The 21,298-nt window shown below is 68.3% G+C and carries 19 protein-coding genes and 8 tRNA genes; 6 read left to right on the forward strand and 21 right to left on the reverse strand.

The window, feature by feature from the left end:
* The first annotated feature begins 10 nt into the window (after positions 1–10).
* Entirely contained in the window at positions 11–571 is a 561-nt protein-coding gene (locus LRX76_RS15170) for a ferritin-like domain-containing protein (protein WP_231806474.1), read from the forward strand.
* 356 nt (positions 572–927) lie between these two features.
* Here LRX76_RS15170 and LRX76_RS15175 read toward each other — a convergent pair whose 3' ends face one another.
* The 4 genes from LRX76_RS15175 to LRX76_RS15190 form a co-directional block, all read right to left on the reverse strand.
* On the reverse strand, positions 928–1,218 hold the full coding sequence (locus tag LRX76_RS15175; protein ID WP_231806475.1) for a transposase: 291 nt from the start codon (positions 1,216–1,218) through the stop codon (positions 928–930).
* Positions 1,219–1,293: 75 nt separating this feature from the next.
* The gene (gene dnaQ, locus LRX76_RS15180; RefSeq protein WP_231806476.1) at positions 1,294–2,034 is read right to left on the reverse strand and encodes a DNA polymerase III subunit epsilon; all 741 of its coding nucleotides are present in this window, start codon (positions 2,032–2,034) and stop codon (positions 1,294–1,296) included.
* Positions 2,035–2,041: 7 nt separating this feature from the next.
* Entirely contained in the window at positions 2,042–2,494 is a 453-nt protein-coding gene (gene rnhA, locus LRX76_RS15185; RefSeq protein ID WP_231806477.1) for a ribonuclease HI, read from the reverse strand.
* Positions 2,495–2,506: 12 nt separating this feature from the next.
* Positions 2,507–3,166, reverse strand: coding sequence for a class I SAM-dependent methyltransferase (locus LRX76_RS15190; protein ID WP_231806478.1), 660 nt, complete (start codon positions 3,164–3,166; stop codon positions 2,507–2,509).
* Positions 3,167–3,178: 12 nt separating this feature from the next.
* On the opposite strand from LRX76_RS15190, the gene gloB reads away from it, so the two are divergent.
* The 3 genes from gloB to LRX76_RS15205 all read left to right on the forward strand — a co-directional run bounded on the left by gloB (position 3,179) and on the right by LRX76_RS15205 (position 6,179).
* On the forward strand, positions 3,179–3,946 hold the full coding sequence (gloB, locus tag LRX76_RS15195) for a hydroxyacylglutathione hydrolase (protein ID WP_231806479.1): 768 nt from the start codon (positions 3,179–3,181) through the stop codon (positions 3,944–3,946).
* Positions 3,943–5,136: a lytic transglycosylase domain-containing protein gene (locus LRX76_RS15200; protein WP_231806480.1), complete on the forward strand. Its 1,194-nt coding sequence runs from the start codon at positions 3,943–3,945 to the stop codon at positions 5,134–5,136. The genes gloB and LRX76_RS15200 overlap by 4 nt, the downstream gene beginning before the upstream one ends.
* 248 nt (positions 5,137–5,384) lie before the next feature.
* Positions 5,385–6,179, forward strand: coding sequence for an enoyl-ACP reductase (locus LRX76_RS15205; RefSeq protein WP_231806555.1), 795 nt, complete (start codon positions 5,385–5,387; stop codon positions 6,177–6,179).
* A gap of 256 nt (positions 6,180–6,435) precedes the next feature.
* Here LRX76_RS15205 and LRX76_RS15210 read toward each other — a convergent pair whose 3' ends face one another.
* From LRX76_RS15210 to LRX76_RS15275, 14 genes are all read right to left on the reverse strand, one after another.
* On the reverse strand, positions 6,436–8,406 hold the full coding sequence (locus tag LRX76_RS15210; RefSeq protein WP_231806481.1) for a peptidyl-prolyl cis-trans isomerase: 1,971 nt from the start codon (positions 8,404–8,406) through the stop codon (positions 6,436–6,438).
* 215 nt (positions 8,407–8,621) lie between these two features.
* Positions 8,622–8,698: transfer RNA gene (locus LRX76_RS15215), tRNA-Asp, on the reverse strand.
* 81 nt (positions 8,699–8,779) lie between these two features.
* Positions 8,780–8,856, reverse strand: a tRNA-Asp gene (locus LRX76_RS15220).
* A 28-nt stretch (positions 8,857–8,884) separates the two neighbouring features.
* Positions 8,885–8,959 (reverse strand) — tRNA-Val (locus tag LRX76_RS15225).
* Between the two features lie 11 nt (positions 8,960–8,970).
* Entirely contained in the window at positions 8,971–9,243 is a 273-nt protein-coding gene (locus LRX76_RS15230) for an HU family DNA-binding protein (RefSeq protein ID WP_231806482.1), read from the reverse strand.
* Between the two features lie 208 nt (positions 9,244–9,451).
* On the reverse strand, positions 9,452–11,926 hold the full coding sequence (lon, locus tag LRX76_RS15235; protein ID WP_231806483.1) for an endopeptidase La: 2,475 nt from the start codon (positions 11,924–11,926) through the stop codon (positions 9,452–9,454).
* 125 nt (positions 11,927–12,051) lie between these two features.
* Positions 12,052–13,338 carry an ATP-dependent Clp protease ATP-binding subunit ClpX gene (gene clpX / locus LRX76_RS15240; RefSeq protein ID WP_231806484.1) on the reverse strand — a complete coding sequence of 429 codons (1,287 nt, stop codon included), beginning with the start codon at positions 13,336–13,338 and terminating at the stop codon, positions 12,052–12,054.
* A 126-nt stretch (positions 13,339–13,464) separates the two neighbouring features.
* A complete protein-coding gene (gene clpP / locus LRX76_RS15245; RefSeq protein WP_231806485.1) occupies positions 13,465–14,091 on the reverse strand; it encodes an ATP-dependent Clp endopeptidase proteolytic subunit ClpP in 627 nt (208 codons plus the stop codon).
* A gap of 92 nt (positions 14,092–14,183) precedes the next feature.
* Positions 14,184–15,479: a trigger factor gene (gene tig / locus LRX76_RS15250; RefSeq protein WP_231806486.1), complete on the reverse strand. Its 1,296-nt coding sequence runs from the start codon at positions 15,477–15,479 to the stop codon at positions 14,184–14,186.
* 209 nt (positions 15,480–15,688) lie between these two features.
* Positions 15,689–15,773: transfer RNA gene (locus LRX76_RS15255), tRNA-Leu, on the reverse strand.
* Positions 15,774–15,852: 79 nt separating this feature from the next.
* Positions 15,853–15,928 (reverse strand) — tRNA-Lys (locus LRX76_RS15260).
* Positions 15,929–15,994: 66 nt separating this feature from the next.
* Positions 15,995–16,071, reverse strand: a tRNA-His gene (locus tag LRX76_RS15265).
* Positions 16,072–16,102: 31 nt separating this feature from the next.
* A tRNA-Arg gene (locus LRX76_RS15270) sits at positions 16,103–16,179 on the reverse strand.
* A 42-nt stretch (positions 16,180–16,221) separates the two neighbouring features.
* Positions 16,222–16,298 (reverse strand) — tRNA-Pro (locus tag LRX76_RS15275).
* Between the two features lie 192 nt (positions 16,299–16,490).
* Here LRX76_RS15275 and LRX76_RS15280 point away from each other — a divergent pair.
* Entirely contained in the window at positions 16,491–17,231 is a 741-nt protein-coding gene (locus LRX76_RS15280; protein WP_231806487.1) for a Bax inhibitor-1/YccA family protein, read from the forward strand.
* A 136-nt stretch (positions 17,232–17,367) separates the two neighbouring features.
* Here the strand turns inward: LRX76_RS15280 and LRX76_RS15285 are convergent, their stop codons facing one another.
* From LRX76_RS15285 to grxC, 3 genes are all read right to left on the reverse strand, one after another.
* Positions 17,368–18,375 carry an isocitrate dehydrogenase gene (locus LRX76_RS15285; RefSeq protein WP_231806488.1) on the reverse strand — a complete coding sequence of 336 codons (1,008 nt, stop codon included), beginning with the start codon at positions 18,373–18,375 and terminating at the stop codon, positions 17,368–17,370.
* A gap of 299 nt (positions 18,376–18,674) precedes the next feature.
* The gene (locus LRX76_RS15290; protein WP_231806489.1) at positions 18,675–19,070 is read right to left on the reverse strand and encodes a carboxymuconolactone decarboxylase family protein; all 396 of its coding nucleotides are present in this window, start codon (positions 19,068–19,070) and stop codon (positions 18,675–18,677) included.
* Complete coding sequence (grxC, locus tag LRX76_RS15295) at positions 19,067–19,369, reverse strand: glutaredoxin 3 (RefSeq protein ID WP_231806490.1); 303 nt, start codon at positions 19,367–19,369, stop codon at positions 19,067–19,069. Before grxC ends, LRX76_RS15290 begins: the two co-directional genes overlap by 4 nt.
* A 97-nt stretch (positions 19,370–19,466) precedes the next feature.
* On the opposite strand from grxC, the gene LRX76_RS15300 reads away from it, so the two are divergent.
* Positions 19,467–21,155: a M48 family metalloprotease gene (locus LRX76_RS15300; protein WP_231806491.1), complete on the forward strand. Its 1,689-nt coding sequence runs from the start codon at positions 19,467–19,469 to the stop codon at positions 21,153–21,155.
* The last annotated feature ends 143 nt before the right edge of the window (positions 21,156–21,298 follow it).

Consider the following 21,298-nt stretch of genomic DNA (forward strand, 5'->3'; position numbering starts at 1 on the left):
ACGGCCAGCCATGTCGCACAAGCCAGCCAAGCACGCCATTCCCGGCATCACCGATACCGCCACCCTGCGCGCCAACGCCCGCAAGCGCCTGGAAGACGGCGCCATCACCACGACCTACAGCGCCGACCGCGAGGCGGTGATCGAGTTGCTCAACGCCGCGCTGGCCACCGAGTACGTGTGCGTGCTGCGCTACTACCGCCACTACTTCATGGCCAAGGGCATGCTGGCCGACTCGGTGAAGGCCGAGTTCCTCGAGCACGCCAAGCAGGAGCAGGCCCATGCCGGCCTGCTGGCCGAGCGCATCGTCCAGCTCGGCGGCGCGCCCGACCTGAATCCGGACACCCTCAGCGCCCGCTCGCACGCCGAGTACAAGGAAGGCAGCGACCTGCGCGACATGGTGCGCGAGAACCTGATCGCCGAGCGCATCGCCATCGACAGCTACCGCGAGATGATCGAGTTCGTCGGCGACCGCGACACCACCACCAAGCGCATCCTCGAGCACATCCTGGAACAGGAAGAGGAGCATGCCGACGAGTTCGCCGACCTGCTCGATGGCTGGATCGGCTCGTAGGATCGGCGCGTACAGCCAGCCCGGAACGACCGCGGACTGGGGAACCCGGCGACGCGTTGCGACATGGACGCAAGTCGCCGGGCCCGCCCGCACGCAGTTCCCGCAAGAGCAGTCGTTGCCCCGGTAGGCGCAGTGCACACGGGGGCATGAGTCCGACGTGCGACCGCGACCCGGCTGCGGCCTTCGGCCCTGCCCGGGCTGCTACATCGAGGCTGGATCGGTTCCCGGGACATGTGCCGGGCGCAACCACGCCAGCCGGCGGTGAAGCGCAGCCACCGCGCCCTTTGGCAATGTAGGAGCGACTTCAGTCGCGATGGGGCTTTGCCGGGACCTGATTAGCGCTAAGTGTCAGCTCCCTAGACGTGGACTTGGCGTAGCCCTCGCTCGCTCCATCGCGTACCGCGGACGGCGGTCTCCAACAGCTGGAGCACCAACGCTTCCAAGTGGGTGCGCCGATTGAAGCGCCAGGCCGCTTCGGCTTCGGCTTCGGCTAAGTAGCGCGAGGCATACTTGAAGAAACCAAAGGCGTGGTAGGCCCCGTCCAGGAAGCGTTTGACGTTGCCGAGAATCACGTTCAGCCAGCGACTGTGCTCCTGCTCGGTAGCAGGACGCCGCTTGCCGGGCAGGACGGTGTGGCCCTGCCCCAACTCGCTAATCAGGTCCCGGCAAAGCCCCATCGCGACTGAAGTCGCTCCTACGGACGCTTCCGCACGCAGGGAGGCTCAGGCCTCCGCTGCCACCGGCTCCAGTTCCGGCACGTCGTCCCACAGCGCCCGCCCGGCCTTCTTGCGCAGGCGCGCCATCTCCGCCTCGTGCGCCTCCAGTTCGGAGGGGGTGGGCACCACGCGCGGCCGCGGCAGCAGCATGCCCGGGTCGAACGCGGCCATCTCGGCACCGCCGCCGGCACCTTGCTCGCCTTCGACCGGCCCGAAGCCGATCTCCTCCTGGCCGGAGGTCAGCGCGATGTAGACGTCGGCGAGGATCTGCGCATCGAGCAGCGCGCCATGGAGCTGGCGGTGCGAGTTGTCCACGCCCAGCCGCTTGCACAGCGCGTCCAGCGAGTTGCGCTGGCCGGGGAAGCGCTCGCGCGCCAGCGCCAGGGTATCGAGCACGCTCACCCGCTCGACCAGGCGGCCGTAGCGCTCGCCCAGCCGCGACAGCTCGTAGTCGAGGAAGCCGACATCGAAGGCCGCGTTGTGGATGATCAGCTCGGCGCCGTCGATGTAGTCGAGGAACTCGTCCACCACCTCCTCGAACCGCGGCTTGTCGGCGAGGAAGTCCAGCGTCAGCCCGGTGACTTCCTGCGCACCGGCCTCGAACTCGCAGTCCGGCTTGAGGTAACGGTGGAAATTGCGGCCGCTGGGACGGCGTTCGAGCAGTTCCACGCAGCCGATCTCGACGATGCGGTTGCCCTTCCTCCACTCCAGGCCGGTGGTTTCGGTATCTAGGATGATCTGGCGCATGCGGGCCTCAGTTTACCGCTGCGCCGGAACGCTGGAGGATCGCCTGCTCGCGCGCCAGCAGGTCCACCCGCTCGTTGTCCGGGTCGCCGTTGTGCCCCTTGACCCAGCGCCAGTCGATCTCGTGGCGCGCGATCGCCGCATGCAGCCGCTCCCACAGCTCGCGGTTCTTCACCGGGTCGCCGCTGGCGGTCTTCCACTGCTTGCGCAGCCAGCCCGGCAGCCACAGGGTGATGCCCTGGCGCACGTACTGCGAATCGGTGTGCAGCACGATCCGGCACGGCTCGGTCAGCGTCTCCAGCGCCATGATCGCCGCCATCAGCTCCATGCGGTTGTTGGTGGTGTGCGCCTCGCCGCCGGCGAGTTCGCGTTCGATGCCCTTGTAGCGCAGCAGCGCCGCCCAGCCGCCGGGACCGGGGTTGCCCAGGCACGAGCCATCGGTGTGTATCTCGATCGTCTTCATTCGTTTCCAGATTCAGGTGGTCGGCATCGGGTGGCGCCACTGCACCTTGGCCGGCATCATCCCGATAGGTGCGGCGGCGCGCTTCTCGACTTCGAGCAGGCACGCCGCCCGCAGCGGCGCCAGGTCGCTGCCCGGCCGGCGCAGGCCGTCGCGTCGCCAGATCGGTCCCAGGTACTGCGGCTGCCCCACCGCCTGCAGGCCGCAGCGGCGCGCCAGCATCAGCCAGCTGCCGGGCAGGCGCGCGACGATGGCATGGCGGCGCCAGCGCAGCCGGTAGGGGCTGAGCGGATTGAGCACCAGCAGCCATATCCGCCCCCCCGGCATCAGCACCCGCTCGCACTCGCCCAGCAACGCCTCGGAGCCGCGGTCGAGCACGTGCTGCAGCACGATCGTCTGCACGCTCTCCGCCGGCAGCGGCAACGGCAGCGAACAGCGCACGTCGCCGCCATAGCCTTCGCCGGCCGGCAGCCGGTGCAGGCGCATGCCCACCCCTTCGACGCCGCGCAGCGCCCGCGCCTGCGGCACCGCAGCCAGCCACAGCCACGGCAGCGAGGGGCGCGCACGCAGGCGCTCGGCCAGCAAGGTGCACTCCTCTCGCAGCAACAGCCTGGCGACTCCCGTATCAAACCAGGATGAGACGCCGGCTTGACGGGCAAATGGCGGGACAGGCATGGTCCCCATTCTATGCGACTGATCGCCCTGCCCGCATTCGAAGACAACTACATCTGGGCGCTGGTCGCCGCGGACGGGCGCGCGATCGTCGTCGACCCGGGCCAGGCCGAGCCGGTACTGGCCGCAGCGGCCGAGCAGGGATGGCGCCCGCAGGCGATCCTGCTCACCCACCACCACGACGATCACATCGGCGGCGTGCCCGCGCTCATGCAGCGCTGGCCGGACATCGCGGTCCATGCGCCGGTGGAACCGCGCATCCCGTTCGACTGCCGGCGCGTGGGCGAAGGCGACGTGGTCCAGGCACTGGACTGCAGCTTCCAGGTGCTGCACGTTCCCGGCCATACCCGCAGCCACATCGCCTTCCACGGCCATGGCCACCTGTTCAGCGGTGATACCCTGTTCAGCCTGGGCTGTGGACGGCTGTTCGAAGGTACTCCGGCCCAGATGCTGGCCTCGCTGCAGAGGCTGGTCCGGCTGCCAGGCTCCGCCCAGGTCTGCTGCGGCCACGAATACACCCTGGCCAACGCCGCGTTCGCCAGGCATGTAGAGCCCAACAACGCTGCCTTGCAGCGCCGTCAACAGGAAGCCCAGGCCATGCGGAAAGCTGCCCGTCCTACCCTGCCGGTCACTTTGTCCAGCGAGTGCGACACCAACCCGTTCCTGCGAACCGCCGTCGACGAGGTCCGCGGCAGCGTCCGCCGCCATGCCCCCGGCACCGGCACCGACGAGGTCGAAGTCTTCGCCGCGCTGCGGCGCTGGAAGGACGATTTCCGCGCATGAGGCGGGCACTGCTGTCGTTGTCGCTCGGCCTGGTCCTAGGCCTAGCCAGTCCCCCGACACCCGCCACCGCCCGCCCTGCCGACACCACGACCGCCCCCGGCAACCCGCACGCGCTGCCGATCGATCCGGCCTCGCTTCCGCAGGAAGGCACCCGCAACGGCCGCACCATCTTCGCCCGCTTCCGCTCGGGCCTGGCCGACGGCACCTGCGACGACGAGGCCACCAGCGAGCGCTGGCGCCGGCACTTCTCGCACGCGCCGGCGAAGCTGGCCGACCAGGACGGCGACGTGCTGCCGCTGTTCGGCTATGTCGTGGACCAGCTGCGCGATGCCGGCCTGCCCACCGAGTTCGCGCTGATCCCGTTCGTGGAGAGCGGCTACCGCCCCGCCGCGCGCAACGGCAGCGGCCCGGCCGGCCTGTGGCAGTTCGTCACCGCCACCGCGCGCAACCACAACGTCCCGATCGAGAACGGCTACGACGGCCGGCTCTCGGCGGTAGAGTCCACCCGCGCCGCCACCCGCTACCTCAAGACGCTGTACGGCATGTTCGGCGGCGACTGGCGGCTGGCGATCATGGCCTACAACGCCGGCGAGTACCGCGTCCTGCAATCCATCCGCCGCGCCGGCATGAACGCCGGCAACGCCGATCCCTCCAGCCTGCCCGGCCTGTCGCCGGTGACGTACCAGTACGTGGAGAAGCTGCACGCGCTGACCTGCGTGCTGGAGGAGGCCGAGCAACAGGGCAGCCTGCTGGCCGCGCTGGACCGGCCGGTGCCGATGCTCAGCGCCCACACCCTTCCCGGCGACGGCTCGCTGCAGGACTGGGCCGCGCGCAGGGCGCTGCCGACCGACCAGGTCGCCCGCTTGAATCCGGCGCTCTCGGCCAGCGGCAAGCAGGCCGCGGCCGGCAGGCCGGTGCTGGCCCCCATGCACGACGTCGCCGTCGCGCAAGCTTCGCCGGCGCCCGTCGCCGTCGCGTCCGTCGCCCCTGCCGCAGATGCCGCGCCGCGTGCCGCATCGCGCCCCGCCAGGGCCTCCGCCCGCACGCACACCGTGCGCAACGGCGAGTCGGCCTGGAGCATCGCCCGCCGCTACGGCGTCACCGTGCAGACCCTGCTGACCGGCAACGGCCTGTCGCCGCGCAGCGTACTCAAGCCGGGCATGGTGCTGCGCTTCGAGGGCGAACAGTAGCAACACCGTCCACGGCCAGCGAGACGCCAAGCAGTCCCTCTGTAGGAGCGACTTCAGTCGCGATGGGGCCTTGCCGGTAAAGCCCCATCGCGACTGAAGTCGCTCCTACGTCGCCCTGCAGGCGATGGTGGACAGGTCGGGATTGGACATCCGAAGACGCGCGGCAGCCATCCGCATCACCGTGCAACCGTACGGATGCGCCGCATGCGTGGCAAACTAGCGCGATGACTCAAACCAGCGAGAACACCATGGGTTTCCTGCAAGGCAAGCGCGCGTTGATCACCGGCATCGCCAGCGAGCGTTCGATCGCCAGCGGCATCGCCGAGGCGATGCATCGCGAAGGCGCGGAACTGGCTTTCACCTACCAGAACGAAAAACTGAAGACGCGCGTGGAGAAAGCCGCGGCACAGTACGGCAGCGACATCGTGCTGCCGCTGGACGTGGCCGACGACGCGCAGATCGACGCCTGCTTCGAGGCGCTGGGCCAGCGCTGGGACCGCTTCGACATCCTGGTGCACGCGATCGCCTTCGCCCCGCGCGAAGCGCTGGCCGGCGGCTTCCTCGACGGCCTGGACCGCAACAGCTTCAACATCGCCCAGGACATCTCCGCCTATTCGCTGGCGGCGCTTGCCAAGGCCGCCCGCCCGCTGCTCACCGGCCACCAGAGCGCCATCCTGACGCTGAGCTACCTCGGCGCCGAGCGCGCGCTGCCGAACTACAACGTCATGGGCGTGGCCAAGGCCAGCCTGGAGGCCACGGTGCGCTACCTGGCGCTGAACCTGGGCGCCGAGGGCATCCGCGTCAACGCGGTATCGGCCGGCCCGATCAAGACGCTGGCGGCCTCCGGCATCGGCAGCTTCCGCAAGATCCTCGGCCACGTCGAGCAGTACGCGCCGCTGCGCCGCACCGTCACCATCGAGGACGTCGGCAACGTCGGCGCCTTCCTGTGCTCGGACCTGGCCGGCGGCGTCACCGGCGAGGTCACCTACGTCGATGCCGGCTACAACATCCTCGGCATGACCGGCATCGACGACGCCGGCTGAGCACGACGACGGGGCCGCTGCCCTGTCGAAGCAGGAGGATAGGGCGGGCCCCGGCCCGCCGCCGCAGGATCCGTACCGTGACCGCCGACATGGATGGAACCACGGGTCGGTCGCCGGCGACGGCGCGGACGAGAGCCGGGCTGCCCTGGTGCAGCGGCGCACCCCGCTGCACCATGTGGCTATCCGGCAATCGGCGGGACAGCAAAGAAAAAGCCCGGCATTGCCGGGCTTTTTCCTGTCCGGATCGCTCGCAGCGCTACAGCTGCGACTCCTGGATCTCGATCTTGAAGCGCTTGCGCATCGCCTGGATATAGGCCTGCGCCGCCGCCGCGCCATCGAGCTGGCTCAGCTGCTGGCCCAGCGCGGTGCGCTGCTCGGCCGGGATCGTCTCCGCGTCGCCCGGCGTCACCTTCGTCACCACGAACACCGCATAGCGTCCGTTGCCCATTTCCACCTTGCCCACCGAAGGCTTGCCCTCGGCCGGCGCCGGCGCGCTGAACACGGCACGGTTCGCCGCGGGGCTGGGCATCGGCACGGTGCGCGGCAGGCCCGGCATCGGCGACACCTGCAGCTTCTCCGGACCGGCCAGCGCCTGCAGCGTCTCGCCCTTCTGCAGGCGGGCCACCAGGGCATCGGCGGCCTTGGCGGCGGCCTGCGTGGTGCGATCGGCATGGATCGCCGCGACCACCTGGTCGCGCACCTTGGCCAGCGGCTGCACCTGCTCCGGCGTGTGCTCGGACACCCGGATGACGACGCTGTGGTTGGAGCCGATCTCGATCGGGTCGCTGACCGTGCCGTCCTGGGTGAGCGTCTCGGAGAACGCCGCGCGCAGCACCGCCGGGTTGGCGGCGATGCCGCTGGCGTCGGTGCGCGAGAACGGGCCGAGGGTATGCAGCTTCAGTCCCACCTGCTCGGCGGCCGGCGCCAGCGCGGTGGGATTCTTGTAGACCAGGTCCACCAGCTTGCTGCTCAGCTCGCTGAAGGCGCGATCGTTGTCGGCCTTCAGCTGCTCGGCGGCGAGCTGGTCGCGCACCTGCTCGAACGACTTGCCCTCCCCGCCCCGGACCTGGCGCAGCTGCAGCACGTGCCAGCCGAATTCGGTCTTCACCGGGTCGCTGGTCTCGCCGGGCTTCATCGCGAACAGCGCGTCCTCGAACGGCTTGACCATGGTGCCGCGCTCGACCCAGTCCAGGTCGCCACCGGCGTCCTTGGAACCGGGATCCTGCGAGTTCTCGCGCGCCAGCGCGGCGAAGTCGGCGCCGGGCTTGCGCGCGTCGGCGGCGATCCTGGCCGCCTTCTCCTCGGCGGCCTTCTGCGAGGCGGCGTCGCTGCCGGCAGTGATCAGGATGTGCGAGGCCAGGCGCTGCTCGGGCTCGACGAAGCGGGCCTTCTCGTCCTCGTAGCGCCGGCGCAGGGTGGCCTCGTCGGCCGCGGCGGCAGGCGGCAGGCTGGCGCCATCGAGCTCGACGTACTCCAGCGACACCGTCTCCGGCTGCATGAAGTCGTGGCGATGGCCGTCGTACCACTGCTGCACCTGCGCATCGCTCACCGGCGCGGTGTCGGCCGCCGGCTCGGGCAGCATCGCGAACTCGACGTCGCGGGTCTCGCCCAGCAGCTTGAGCAGGCGCTCGGCTTCGCCCTTGGTGGCGAAGCCGGACTCGGCCAGCGCAACGGGGATCGCCGCCTGCTGCAGGCTTTCGCGCACGAGGCGGTCGAACTGCTGCGGCGTGCGCGGCGGCGTGCCCTGGGCCAGCACCATCTGGTAGGTGGCCGGGTCGAACTTGCCGTCGCGCTGGAAGGCCGGGATCGCCGCGATGTAGTCGCGCACCGTCGCATCGCCGATCACGATCCCCGCCTGCTCGGCGGCCAGGCGCATCACCTGCTCGTCGATCAGCTGGTCCAGGGCCTGCAGCTTGTTTTCCTTGCTTTCGAACTCGCGCGCGTCGAAGGCCTCGCCCTGCTGCTCGCGCGCCTGCATGCGCACCTGCTCGAAACGGCCGCGGAAGTCCTCGGAGCTGATCTCGTGATGCTTCCACAGCATCGAGATCGGCCACCAGGACGGCGCCGAGTGCCACCAGGACGGCGGCGCCTGCACCTTGGCGACGTTGTTGGCGCCGATTCCACCGAGATAGCTGTTGTCGATGACGAACAGGAACGGGATCATCAGCAGGCCGAGGATGGCCGTGGCGATCCAGCCCGAAGTCTTGTCGCGGAGTTTCTGCAGCATTGGAAAATCTGGGCCTGTTGGGCGAGCCGCGCAGTTTAACCCGCTTCCCGCCCCGGCACACCCGGCCGCCATTCGCGGCGGGACTCCAGCGAACGTCCGAACTCCCGCGAGGAACTGCGGCCCTTGAATCCCGGCACATGGATGCGCGGGCTTCCCGTGGCGGGGATCCGCAACAGAAAAAGGCCCCGGCATCGCTGCCGGGGCCTGGATCCAACTGGCGGAGTGGACGGGACTCGAACCCGCGACCTCCGGCGTGACAGGCCAGCATTCTAACCAGCTGAACTACCACTCCGCGTTTTACCTGGACTTCCCCCGCGGATCTTCATCCGGGGAGAAAACAAGACCCCTGATCGCTCAGGGGCCTCGGTGTGACTGGCGGAGCGGACGGGACTCGAACCCGCGACCTCCGGCGTGACAGGCCAGCATTCTAACCAGCTGAACTACCGCTCCGCGCCTTGAACCTGTGCCTGGTGCTTCTTGGTGGGTGCTGAGGGTTTCGAACCCCCGACCCTCTCCTTGTAAGGGAGACGCTCTACCGCTGAGCTAAGCACCCGGGCGAGCTGCTCAGTTTACGGCATCCTTCAGGGCTTTGCCAGCCTTGAACGCCGGATTCTTCGAAGCGGCGATCTTGATGGTGTCGCCGGTCTTCGGGTTGCGGCCGGTGCGCTCGGCACGCTCGCGCACCTGGAAGGTGCCAAAGCCAACCAGCGTCACCGCGTCGCCCTTCTTCAGGGCCTTGGTGACTTCGCTGATGACGGCGTCGACGGCGCGGCCGGCCTCGGCCTTGGAGATGTCCGCAGCAGCTGCGACGCCATCGATCAATTCGGTTTTATTCATTAGTGGAGACTCCCTTTGCGGCCAGGACCGCTGAACCAAGAATCGGGGCCGACAGCCTGCGGCTGACAAGCCCCGATGACATTTTTTATCGCCAGCACGTCCGTTGCGCTGTGCCCGCGAGTGGGGATTTTATACCAGTGCCCCCCACCCCACGCAACCGGAAAAGCCAGTAAAACCGCGGGTTTTGGCGTATATGGAAGCTAAACGGTCAGTGCTTGACACGCACGCCGGAAGCTGGCTTGGCCTTGCCGCGGACAGGTGTCGCACGCACCCCGTCCTTGCCCTTGGCGCTCGGCCCCAGCGGGGTCTCCAGCGCCAGGTCGAGCACCTCGTCGATCCACTTGACCGGGACGATCTTCAGGTCGCGGGTCACGTTCTCGGGGATGTCCGCCAGGTCCTTGCGGTTCTCCTCCGGGATCAGCACGGTGTGGATGCCGCCGCGCAGCGCCGCCAGCAGCTTCTCCTTGAGCCCGCCGATCGCCGATACGCGGCCGCGCAGGGTGATCTCGCCGGTCATCGCCACGTCGGCCTTGACCGGCACCTTCGTCAGCATCGACACCAGCGCCGTCACCATCGCACCGCCGGCGCTGGGGCCGTCCTTGGGCGTGGCGCCGTCGGGCACGTGCAGGTGCACGTCGTGCTTCTGCAGGAAGTCCGGATCGATGCCCAGCCGCTCGGCGCGCGAACGCACCACCGACAGCGCCGCCGAGGCCGACTCCTTCATCACGTTGCCGAGCTGGCCGGTCAGGATCAGCTGGCCCTTGCCCGGCACCAGCGTGGCCTCGATCTGCAGCAGGTCGCCGCCGACCTCGGTCCAGGCCAGGCCGGTGACAAGGCCGACCTCGTTCTGCTCCTCGGCACGACCGAAATCGAAGCGCCGCACGCCCAGATACCTGTTGAGGTTCTTCGAGGACACCGACACCCGCGCCTTGGCCTTGCCGCCCTTGCGGACAGCGGCCTTGGCCGGCTGCGGGGCCGCGGGCGCCGGCCCTTGCAAGGCGATCTCCTTGACCACCTTGCGGCAAATCTTGGCGATCTCGCGCTCGAGGTTGCGCACGCCGGACTCGCGCGTGTAGTAGCGCACTATGTCGCGGATCGCGTCCTCGGCGATCTCCAGCTCCTCGGGCCTGAGCCCGTTGGCCTTGACCTGCTTGGGCACCAGGTAGCGCATGGCGATGTTGAGCTTCTCGTCCTCGGTATAGCCGGGAAGCCGGATCACCTCCATGCGATCGAGCAGCGGGCCGGGGATGTTGAGCGAGTTCGAGGTCGCCACGAACATCACCTCGGACAGGTCCAGGTCGACCTCCAGGTAGTGATCGTTGAAGGCGTTGTTCTGCTCCGGGTCGAGCACCTCGAGCAGCGCCGAGGACGGATCGCCGCGGAAGTCCATCGACATCTTGTCGATCTCGTCGAGCACGAACAGCGGGTTCTTGCTGCCGGCCTTGTTGAGGTTCTGCACGATGCGGCCCGGCATCGAGCCGACGTAGGTGCGGCGATGGCCGCGGATCTCGGCCTCGTCGCGCACGCCGCCCAGGCTCATGCGCACGAACTTGCGGTTGGTGGCCTTGGCGATCGACTGTCCCAGCGAGGTCTTGCCCACGCCGGGCGGCCCGACCAGGCACAGGATCGGCCCCTTCATCTGCTTGACCCGCGACTGCACCGCCAGGTACTCGAGGATGCGCTCCTTGACCTTCTCCAGGCCGTAGTGGTCGGCATCGAGCGTGGCCTGGGCGACCTTGAGGTCCTTGCGCACCTTGCTGCGCTTCTTCCACGGCACGCCCAGCAGCCAGTCCAGGTAGTTGCGCACCACCGCGGCCTCGGCCGACATCGGCGACATCTGCTTGAGCTTGTTGAGCTCGCTCTTGGCCTTGGTCTCCACCGGCTTGGGCATGCCGGCGGCGGCGATCTTGCGCGCCAGCTCCTCCAGCTCGCCGGGAGCGTCGTCCAGGTCGCCCAGTTCCTTCTGGATCGCCTTCATCTGCTCGTTGAGGTAGTACTCGCGCTGGCTCTTCTCCATCTGCGACTTGACCCGGCCGCGGATGCGCTTCTCCAGTTGCTGCACGTCGATCTCGCCGTCGACCAGGCCGACCAGCATCTCCAGCCGCTCGCCGGCTTCGGTGGTCTCCAGCAGGCGCTGCTTGTCGGCCAGGCGCACGCTGATGTGCGCGGCGATGGTGTCGGCCAGGCGGCCGGGCTCGTCGATGCCCGACAGCGTCTGCAGCAGCTCCGGCGGCAGCTTGCGGTTGGTCTTGACGTACTGCTCGAACAGCGACATCAGCGAGCGCGCGATGGCCTCGACCTCGCGCGCCTCGCGCGGCTCGTCGGCCTCGATCTCGCGGCCATGTCCGTGCAGCGCGCCATCGCGCTCGGCGACCGCCTCCACCTGCACGCGCGCCAGTCCCTCCACCAGCACCTTGATGGTGCCGTCGGGGAGCTTGAGCAGCTGCAGCACCTGCGCCAGCGTTCCGACCGGGTACAGGTCGGAACCGTTGGGGTCGTCGGTCTCGGCCGACTTCTGCGCCACCAGCAGGATGCGCTTGTCGGCCTCCATCGCCTGCTCCAGCGCGCGCATCGACTTGTCGCGGCCGACGAACAGCGGGATGACCATGTGCGGGAACACCACCACGTCGCGCAGCGGCAGGACCGGCAGGTCGAGGATTTCAATCTGGGGAGAATGGGCCATGCGGGCTCCGGAAGTGCGTGGGGACGGCCGTCAAAAAAGCCGATGGCCCCGTTATGGGGCCATCGGCTCGGTGTTGCAAGAGGAGCCGCGCGGGCCCTTTGCGATCAGTCACATACGGTTCCCGGTCAGTCGCCGGAAGCCGCCTTGGCCGGCGCCGCCGGCGTCTGGTAGATCAGGTACGGCTCGGACTTGTGCTCGATCACCGACTCGTCCACCACCACCTTGCTCACGTTCTCCAGCGAAGGCAGGTCGTACATCGTGTCCAGCAGCACCGATTCGACGATGGTGCGCAGGCCGCGGGCGCCGGTCTTGCGCTTGAGCGCCTTCTTGGCGATGGCCAGCAGCGCGTCGGGGCGGAACTCCAGCTCCACGCCCTCCATGTCGAACAACTTCTTGAACTGCTTGGTGATCGCGTTCTTCGGCTCGGTCAGGATCTTGATCAGCGCCGGCTCGTCGAGCTCCTCCAGCGTGGCGACCACCGGCAGGCGGCCGACGAACTCGGGGATCAGGCCGAACTTGATCAGGTCCTCCGGCTCGACCTCGGCCAGGATCTTGCCGACCTCCTGCTTGCGCTCGGAGCTCTTGACCTTGGCGCCGAAGCCGATGCCGCCGGCGTCGCTGGAACGCTGCTGGATCACCTTGTCCAGGCCGGCGAACGCGCCGCCGCAGATGAACAGGATGTTCTTGGTGTCCACCTGCAGGAACTCCTGCTGCGGATGCTTGCGCCCGCCCTGCGGCGGCACCGAGGCCACGGTGCCCTCGATGAGCTTGAGCAGCGCCTGCTGCACGCCCTCGCCGGAGACATCGCGGGTGATCGACGGGTTCTCGCTCTTGCGCGAGATCTTGTCGATCTCGTCGATGTAGACGATGCCCTGCTGCGCCTTGTCGACGTCGTAGTCGCACTTCTGCAGCAGCTTCTGGATGATGTTCTCCACGTCCTCGCCAACGTAGCCGGCCTCGGTCAGCGTGGTGGCGTCGGCGATGGTGAACGGCACGTTGAGCAGCCGCGCCAGCGTCTCGGCCAGCAGCGTCTTGCCCGAGCCGGTCGGCCCGACCAGCAGGATGTTGGACTTGGCCAGCTCGACCTCGTCGTTCTTGCTGCGGCTCTCGATGCGCTTGTAGTGGTTGTACACGGCGACGGCGAGCGTGCGCTTGGCGCGCTGCTGGCCGATCACGTACTGGTCCAGCACCTCGAGGATCTCGCGCGGCTTGGGCAGGCTGCTGCGCGCGGACTGTGCCTTTTCCTCGAGTTCCTCGCGGATGATGTCGTTGCACAGTTCGACGCATTCGTCGCAGATGAACACGCTCGGGCCCGCGATCAGCTTGCGGACCTCGTGCTGGCTTTTGCCGCAGAAGGAGCAGTAGAGGATCTTGTTGCTGTCGCCGGAACGACCTTGGCGGTCTTCGCTCATGCTTCGTTTACCCAATTACCCACCCGGTGAACGGGGGTTCGATTCGAGAATAGCACAGGGCCGGGAGGACGCCAGTCCAACCCCGACCCTGCAGAATAGTGCTTTGTTTTCCGTGACTTGGCTGCGTCAGGCCGGTTGGATCGATTCCTCCGGGCGCCGCTCCAGCACTTCATCCACCAGGCCATAGGCCTTGGAATCGAGCGCGCTCTTGAAGTTGTCGCGCTCGGTATCGCGGGCGATGGTCTCCAGCGACTGGCCGGTGTGCTTGGCCAGGATCTCGTTCAGCCGTGCGCGCAGGGTCAGGATCTCGCGGGCGTGGATGTCGATGTCGGTGGCCTGGCCCTGGAAGCCGCCGAGCGGCTGGTGGATCATGACCCGCGAGTTCGGCAGCGCGTAGCGCTTGCCCGCCGCGCCCGATGCCAGCAGCAGCGCGCCCATCGAGGCGGCCTGGCCGATGCAGATCGTGCTCACGTCCGGCTTGATGTACTGCATGGTGTCGTAGATCGCCATGCCGGCGGTGACCACGCCGCCGGGCGAGTTGATGTAGATGCTGATGTCCTTTTCCGGGTTCTCCGCTTCCAGGAACAGCAGCTGGGCCACGATCACGTTGGCCATGTGGTCGTCGATCGGCCCCACCAGGAAGATCAACCGCTCCTTCAGCAGGCGCGAGTAGATGTCGTAGGCGCGCTCGCCGCGGCTGGTCTGCTCGACCACCATCGGCACCAGGTTCAGGGCTTTGGTCTCAATGCTCATCGTTCTTCCTGTTCTAGCTCCGACCTGCGCCGGCGCCCGCTTCGAGAAGCCCGCGCCGGGGGGCGCGGACCGTGACGGAATCCCGCCGGGCGTCAGACCCGGATGGCTTCCTGGAACGACAGTGCCTGTTCGGTGTGCTGGGCGCGCTCGGCGATCCAGTCGATCACCTGCTCTTCCATCACCCGGCTCTGCAGTCCTCCCATCAACTGGGGGTCGTTGCGGTACATCTCAATGACCTGCTCGGGCTCCTCGTAGGTCGAGGCGATCAGGCGCAGGGTCTCGCTGACCCGCTTGGGATCCAGGCGCAGTTCGTTGCGCGCGGCGACCTCGCCGACCAGCAGGCCGACCAGCACGCGCTTGTGCGCCGCCTCCACGAAGGCCTTGTAGGCATCGTCGGGCATCTGCCCGGGATCGCGGCCGCTGCGGCGCAGCTGGTCCAGTTGCTGCTCCAGCATGCCGCGCGCCTCGTTCTCCACCAGCCTGGGCGGCAGCTCGACGCTGGCATAGGCGGCGATCAGCTGCTCGCCGACCTCGCGGCGCAGGCGGTTCATCAGCGCGCCCTTCAGCTCGCGCTCGAGGTTGGTGCGGATTTCCTTGCGGAACTGCTCCTCGTCGCCGCTCTTGACGCCGAAGCTCTTGATGAACTCCTTGTTCACCTCAGGCAGCACCGGCTCGGACACTTCCAGCGCCTTCACGTGCACCTGCACCGTCTTGCCGGCGAGCTGCGGCACGCGCCAGTCGGCCGGGAAGTCGACGTCCAGCGTCTTCTCCTCGCCCTTGGCCAGGCCGACCAGGCCCTGCTCGATCTTGTCGAACATCACGCCCGAGCCGATCACGCTGCTGCCCTTCTCAACGCCTTCGGCGGGCAGGCGCTCGTCGCCGGCCTGCGACCAGGTCTCCAGCGCCACCAGGTCGCCGGCCTGGGCACCGCGCTCGACCGGGTTCCAGGTGCGGCGCTGCAGGCGCAGGTTCTCGATCATCTGGTCGATGTCGGCGTCGGTGATCTCGGCGGTGTGGCGGACCACGGTCAGCTGGGTGACGTCGATGTCGCCGAAGTCCGGCACCAGCTCGACGGTGGCGACGAAGTCCAGATCGCCCTCGCCGGCACGGTCGATGCGCGGGGCGCCGGCGATGCGCAGCGCGTTCTCGCGCACGACTGAATCGAAGGTCTCGCGCAGCAGGCCGTCCAGCGCCTCGGCGCGCACCTGCGGCCCGTAGCGCTGCTCGATCACCTTGGCCGGCACCTTGCCCGGACGGAAGCCCTTGATGCGCGCGGTACGCGCGATCTCGCGCAGGCGGCCGCCGACATGGGTCTGCAGGCGATCTTCCGGCAGCGAGAAGGTCAGGCGGCGTTCCAGGTTGCCGGTGGATTCGATCGAAGCTTGCATGTTGACTCCTGCCACCGACGGCTCCCGGCCGCCGGCATCGATGATTGAGAAAGGTTCGGTTGGACGGGCCCGCGATCGGCCGCAGCCCTTTAGTTTCGCCGATTATGGAGGGCACCGCCAGCGGCACCGGGCAGGCGGCCCGGCCAGCGGCGGCAATGCACGGCATCGGCAATGGCGCCGCGGCGCCCGTCGCGGCAGGCCGGCCCGGATGGTGCGAAAGGGGGGACTCGAACCCCCACGCCTTGCGGCGTCAGAACCTAAATCTGGTGCGTCTACCAATTCCGCCACTTTCGCGAGGCCGGCCGGAGCCGCTGCCATTGTTGCAGGCGCCGGCGCAAAGAAAAAGGCATCCGCTCGCGCGGATGCCTTAAATTGGTGGGCCGTCAAGGATTCGAACCTTGGACCAATTGATTAAGAGTCAACTGCTCTACCAACTGAGCTAACGGCCCTGAAACTGAGTCGCTCATTATAGGAGCGACGATGCCTTCATGCAACACCTCGAAGGCAGGTTTCAGTGGGGTGGCTGAGGGGACTCGAACCCCCGACATCTGGAATCACAATCCAGTACTCTAACCAACTGAGCTACAGCCACCACTGAAAAACCTTCCCGCCGCACCGCCCGGTGGCGCGCCCGACAGGACTCGAACCTGTAACCGCCGGCTTAGAAGGCCGGTGCTCTATCCGGTTGAGCTACGGGCGCCCGATACCGGCTATCGCATTCCAACCCGCCGGAAGCTCGGATTGGTCGGGGTAGAGGGATTCGAACCCCCGACATCCTGCTCCCAAAGCAGGCGCGCTACCAGACTGCGCTATACCCCGGCGGAACGGATCCTCCCGAGCCATACGGGTCCGGAAGGTCGGCTATTGTGGGAATCCGCGCGGCCGCTGTCAATGACGAATGGCGCCCGACCTCGCATCGGCTATGCTTGGGCCCACTTGGGACGCCGCCGTTGGCGTCCACGACAACACCACGGGAGACGAGACCACATGTTACGCAGCGGCAATCCTGCCTTGCAGGAATCCACCTTCCTCGACCTCGGCAGCGGCGCGGTCGTCACCCGCAACAGCGGGGCGATGACGCTGGCGGGCACCGTCAACAAGACCGGCGTGCTGCTCCTGCTGGCGGTGCTCACCGCCGCGTTCGCATGGAACCAGACCCTGGGCGCCGATGGCCAGCCGCTGCCGGCGGCGCGGCTGTACATGATCGGCGGCGTCATCGGCGGGCTGGTGTTCGCGCTGGCGACGATCTTCAAGAAGACCTGGGCGCCGGTGACGGCACCGCTGTACGCGCTGACCGAAGGCCTGTTCCTGGGCTCGATCTCGGCCATCTACGAGGCGCGCTTCAACGGCATCGTGTTCCAGGCGGTGCTGCTGACCTTCGGCACGCTGTTCGCGCTGCTGTTCGCCTATCGCAGCGGGATGATCCGCGCCACCGAGAACTTCAAGCTCGGCGTGGTGGCGGCCACCGGCGGCATCGCGCTGGTGTACCTGGCCACGATCGTGCTGGGATTCTTCAATGTCAGCGTCCCGTTCATCCACGAGTCGGGGTTGATCGGCATCGGCTTCAGCCTGTTCGTGGTGGTGATCGCGGCGCTGAACCTGGTGCTGGACTTCGATTTCATCGAGAACGGCGTGGACCAGGGCGCACCCAAGTACATGGAGTGGTACGGCGCGTTCGGGCTGATGGTGACGCTGGTGTGGCTGTACATCGAGTTCCTGCGGCTGCTGTCGAAGCTGCAGTCGCGGAACTGAGAAAGGCCGGGATTCGGGATTCGGGATTCGGGATTCGGGATTCGGGATTCGCAAGAGCGTAGTCCGGCGAAGACCGGCTGGAACGAGAAAGGGCGCCCTGGGGCGCCCTTTCTCGTTCTGCCTGCCGCACCGTGATTCAGAGCCGGCTGGCGATCGCCTTGGCGAAGCCCTGGGTGTTGCCGCTGCCGCCCAGGTCGGGGGTCAGCGAATCCTTGGCTTCCAGGGTGGCGACGATGGCCTTGCGCAGGCGCTCGGCGTTCTGCGGCTGGCCGACGTGGTCGAGCAGCTGCGCCGCGCCCAGCAGCAGCGCGCACGGGTTGGCCTTGCCCTGCCCGGCGATGTCCGGCGCCGAGCCGTGCACGGCCTCGAAGATCGCCGCGTCCTTGCCGATGTTGGCGCCCGGCGCCAGGCCGAGGCCGCCGACCAGGCCGGCGCACAGGTCGGAAAGGATGTCGCCGAACAGGTTGGTGGTGACGATGACGTCGAACTGCTCCGGACGCATCACCAGCTGCATGCAGGCGTTGTCGACGATCATCTCCTGGAACTCGATCTCCGGGTACTGCGCGGCCACTTCGCGCGCCACCTTCAGGAACAGGCCCGAGGTGGACTTGATGATGTTGGCCTTGTGCACCGCGGTGACCTTCTTGCGGCCGACGCTGCGGGCCAGGTCGAAGGCGTAGCGGACGATGCGCTCGGAACCGGTGCGGGTGACGCGGGCCATGGACACGGCGGTCTCGCCGTCGGCCGAGACTTCCTGGCCTTCGCTCAGGTAGGCGCCCTCGGTGTTCTCGCGCACCGTGATCAGGTCCACGCCGTCGGAGAAGCGAGACCTGGTGTTGGGGAACGAGATGGCCGGACGCACGTTGGCGTACAGGTCGAACTGGCGGCGCAGGGCCACGTTGATCGAGCTGAAGCCCTCGCCCACCGGCGTGGTCAGCGGGCTCTTGAGCGCGATCTTGTTCTTGCGGATCGAGTCCAGGGTGGCGGCCGGCAGCAGCTCGCCGTGCTTCTCCAGGGCGACCAGGCCGGCGTCGGCTTCTTCGTAGGCCAGGCCGGTGTTCAGCGCGTCGAGCACGAACAGGGTGGCATCCATGATCTCCGGGCCAATGCCGTCGCCGCGGATGACCGTGATTGTCTGTGTCATTGAGTTGGGATTCCGAACAGGGGGATGCGCCGGCCGGCAGTCCGGAACACAGGCGCGGGATGATGATCTGTCCGGCAATTATGCCCGAACGGTCCGACCCGCCCCAAATCGACCATGGTCTTAGCGGACAGGGCAAGGGGCGGCGCCTGGCGCCCCCTGGGATTGCAGCGGCCACCGCAGGAGCCACCTGCAGGAGCGACTTCAGTCGCGATGAAGCTCTACGGGTAAAGCCTCATCGCGACTGAAGTCGCTCCTACAACGTTGCCCCTGCATTCGACCCGGTGGCCGGGGACAGGCTCTCAGCCGTGCTCGTGCCCGGCCGGCGGCGCGGCGTTGCCGGCCTCCAGCTGGTCAAGGAAGTCCACCGCGCGGCGCAGGTGCGGGATCACGATCGACCCGCCGACCACCAGGCCGACCGAGAAGGTCTCGAAGAACTCCTCGCGGCTGACGCCGGCCTCCTTGCACTGGGCGACGTGATAGCTGATGCAGTCGTCGCAGCGCAGCACCAGCGAGGCGACCAGGCCCAGCAGCTCCTTGGTCTTCACGTCGAGCGCGCCGGCCTGGTAGGTCTGGGTGTCGAGCGCGAAGAAGCGCCGCACCACCTGGTTGGGCTCGGCCAGGATGCGCTGGTTCATGCGCTGGCGGAACTCGGTGAACTCGCGCAGGCGGTCGCCGCCCTGCTCCCCGGCGCTCATGCGCCGACTCCGGAGGCGGTGCCGGCCAGCAGAGGCTCGAGCCTGCCGGCGCGGTGCAGCGCCATCATGTCGTCGTAGCCGCCGACATGGACGTCGCCGACGAAGATCTGCGGCACGCTGGTGCGGCGGGTGCGCGCCATCATCTTCTCGCGCTCGGCCGGGTCCTGGTCGATGCGGACCTCGGTCCAGGTGCGGCCCTTGCTCTTGAGGAAGTTCTTGGCCGCCACGCAGTACGGGCAGACGGCGGTGGAGTAGATGGTGATCTGCGGGGCGCCGACGGCGCCTTCGGTGTCGCTCAAGGGAAACTCCCGGCACAGGATGTGGTCTGAGCATATGGTAGCGGCCGGGTGGCATTTCGATGCCGCTGCCGCAACACTGTGGATTGCGGAGCGGTTCATGGCCCGTCCGCCACCGTCACCGCCCCCGCGCCTGGAGCCTGCCTTGCGTCCGTCCCTGCTCGCCGCTGCCCTGACCCTGTCCCTGGCTGCCGTCGTGGCGCCGGCGCAGGAGAGCCGGCTGCCCGACATCGGCTCCTCGGCCGGCGAGCTGCTGACGCCGGCGCGCCAGGCCGAGTACGGCAAGATGATGCTGGGCGAGCTGCGCAACTACGGCTACGTGCTCGACGACCCGCTGATCGAGGACTGGCTGCAGACCATGGGCACGCGCCTGGGCGCGGCCAGCGACCAGCCGCGCCAGCCGTTCACCTTCTTCATGCTGAAGCAGCGCCAGATCAACGCCTTCGCCACGCTGGGCGGCTACATCGCGGTCAACGCCGGGCTGGTACTGACCGCCGAGCGCGAGGACGAGGTGGCGGCGGTGCTGTCGCACGAGATCGCGCACGTCACCCAGCAGCACGTGCTGCGCGGGGTCGAGCGCGCCCAGCGCGACCAGATCCCGATCCTGCTGGGCATGCTGGCGGCGGTGGTGGCCGCGCAGCAGGCCGGCGGCAACTCGTCCGGCGACGCCTCGATGGCGGCGATCACCAGCGGCCTGGGGCTGATGCAGCAACGGCAGATCGACTACACCCGCTCCAACGAGTCGGAGGCCGATCGCCTGGGCATCCGCACCCTGTCGCGCGCGGGCTACGACGTCGACGCGATGGCCGGCTTCTTCGAGCGCATGTCGCTGGCCATGCGCGGCAACGAGGGCGGCTACAGCGCGCCGGACTACCTGCAGACCCACCCGGTCACCGCCACCCGCATCAGCGAGGCGCACCAGCGGGCCGAGCAGATGAAGAAGAACACCGTGGTGCTGACCACCTCGGTGCCCGGCGGCGTGCGCGAGGAACGGGTGGACCCGGCCGATCCCTCGCTGCAGGGTCCGATCCAGCCCAGCGGCAACCCGCTGCTGCCGGCCAGCTTCCAGGTGCCCTACGAGGACCTCTCGCGCGGCAGCAGCGGCCAGTTCGAGTGGGCCAGGGAACGCCTGCGCGTGCTCAGCGCGGACACCCCCGCCGCCGCGATCCGCGAGTACGAGGGCCTGCGCCGCGGCAGCAAGAGCGGCCTGAGCGACGCCCAGCGCTACGGCCTGGCGCTGGCGCGGCTGCGCAGCGGCGCCAGCCCGATGGAGGCGGCGCACGAGCTGGGCGTGCTGCTGGACGGCCATCCCGACAACCTGTGGCTGACCCTGGCACTGGCCGAGGCCGAGTCGCGCGCAGGCGACAAGGCCCAGGCCAATGCCCGCTTCGAGGCCGAGCTCAAGCGCCTGCCCGGCAACCGCTCGGTGGCGCTCACCTATGCCGCCCTGCTGAACGGGCAAGGCGACAGGCAGGCCGGGCAGCGCGCGCAGGCGGTGCTGCGGCCGCTGCTGGCGCGTGCCGGCGAGGACCCGGTGTTCCAGCAGACCTACGCCCGCGCCTGCGAGCTGGCCGGCGACCCGGTCCGCGCCAGCGAGGCCTACGCCGAGGCCGCCTTCCTCAACGGCCGCCCGGAACAGGCGCTGCTGCAGCTGCAGGCGCTGAAGAAACGCGACGACCTGGACTACATGTCGCGTGCACGCATCGACGCCCGCATCACCGCCATCACCCCGACCGTGCTGGAGATGCGCCGCCAGGGCATCCACGACCCGGACATGGGCCGGCGCTGAGCCGCGGTGAGCGCCGCAGCCAGCCCCGGCGCCTGTCCCTGTCCCTGTAGGAGCGACTTCAGTCGCGATGGGGCGTTACTGGGGAAGCCCCATCGCGACTGAAGTCGCTCCTACAGTTCCCCCTTTCACAGGTCCCTTCCGCG

This window comes from Stenotrophomonas sp. MMGLT7 (assembly GCF_021168555.1).
Lineage (GTDB): Bacteria > Pseudomonadota > Gammaproteobacteria > Xanthomonadales > Xanthomonadaceae > MMGLT7.

Bases quoted from the DNA above. Each gene is read 5' to 3' on its own strand.
- LRX76_RS15190 (WP_231806478.1), bottom strand. From the start codon at position 3,166: ATGCCTGTCCCGCCATTTGCCCGTCAAGCCGGCGTCTCATCCTGGTTT.
- LRX76_RS15210 (WP_231806481.1), bottom strand. From the start codon at position 8,406: ATGCTGCAGAAACTCCGCGACAAGACTTCGGGCTGGATCGCCACGGCC.
- LRX76_RS15205 (WP_231806555.1), top strand. From the start codon at position 5,385: ATGGGTTTCCTGCAAGGCAAGCGCGCGTTGATCACCGGCATCGCCAGC.
- LRX76_RS15170 (WP_231806474.1), top strand. From the start codon at position 11: ATGTCGCACAAGCCAGCCAAGCACGCCATTCCCGGCATCACCGATACC.
- LRX76_RS15230 (WP_231806482.1), bottom strand. From the start codon at position 9,243: ATGAATAAAACCGAATTGATCGATGGCGTCGCAGCTGCTGCGGACATC.
- gloB (WP_231806479.1), top strand. From the start codon at position 3,179: ATGCGACTGATCGCCCTGCCCGCATTCGAAGACAACTACATCTGGGCG.
- lon (WP_231806483.1), bottom strand. From the start codon at position 11,926: ATGGCCCATTCTCCCCAGATTGAAATCCTCGACCTGCCGGTCCTGCCG.
- clpP (WP_231806485.1), bottom strand. From the start codon at position 14,091: ATGAGCATTGAGACCAAAGCCCTGAACCTGGTGCCGATGGTGGTCGAG.
- rnhA (WP_231806477.1), bottom strand. From the start codon at position 2,494: ATGAAGACGATCGAGATACACACCGATGGCTCGTGCCTGGGCAACCCC.
- LRX76_RS15300 (WP_231806491.1), top strand. From the start codon at position 19,467: ATGGCCCGTCCGCCACCGTCACCGCCCCCGCGCCTGGAGCCTGCCTTG.
- tig (WP_231806486.1), bottom strand. From the start codon at position 15,479: ATGCAAGCTTCGATCGAATCCACCGGCAACCTGGAACGCCGCCTGACC.
- dnaQ (WP_231806476.1), bottom strand. From the start codon at position 2,034: ATGCGCCAGATCATCCTAGATACCGAAACCACCGGCCTGGAGTGGAGG.
- LRX76_RS15285 (WP_231806488.1), bottom strand. From the start codon at position 18,375: ATGACACAGACAATCACGGTCATCCGCGGCGACGGCATTGGCCCGGAG.
- LRX76_RS15290 (WP_231806489.1), bottom strand. From the start codon at position 19,070: ATGAGCGCCGGGGAGCAGGGCGGCGACCGCCTGCGCGAGTTCACCGAG.
- LRX76_RS15200 (WP_231806480.1), top strand. From the start codon at position 3,943: ATGAGGCGGGCACTGCTGTCGTTGTCGCTCGGCCTGGTCCTAGGCCTA.
- clpX (WP_231806484.1), bottom strand. From the start codon at position 13,338: ATGAGCGAAGACCGCCAAGGTCGTTCCGGCGACAGCAACAAGATCCTC.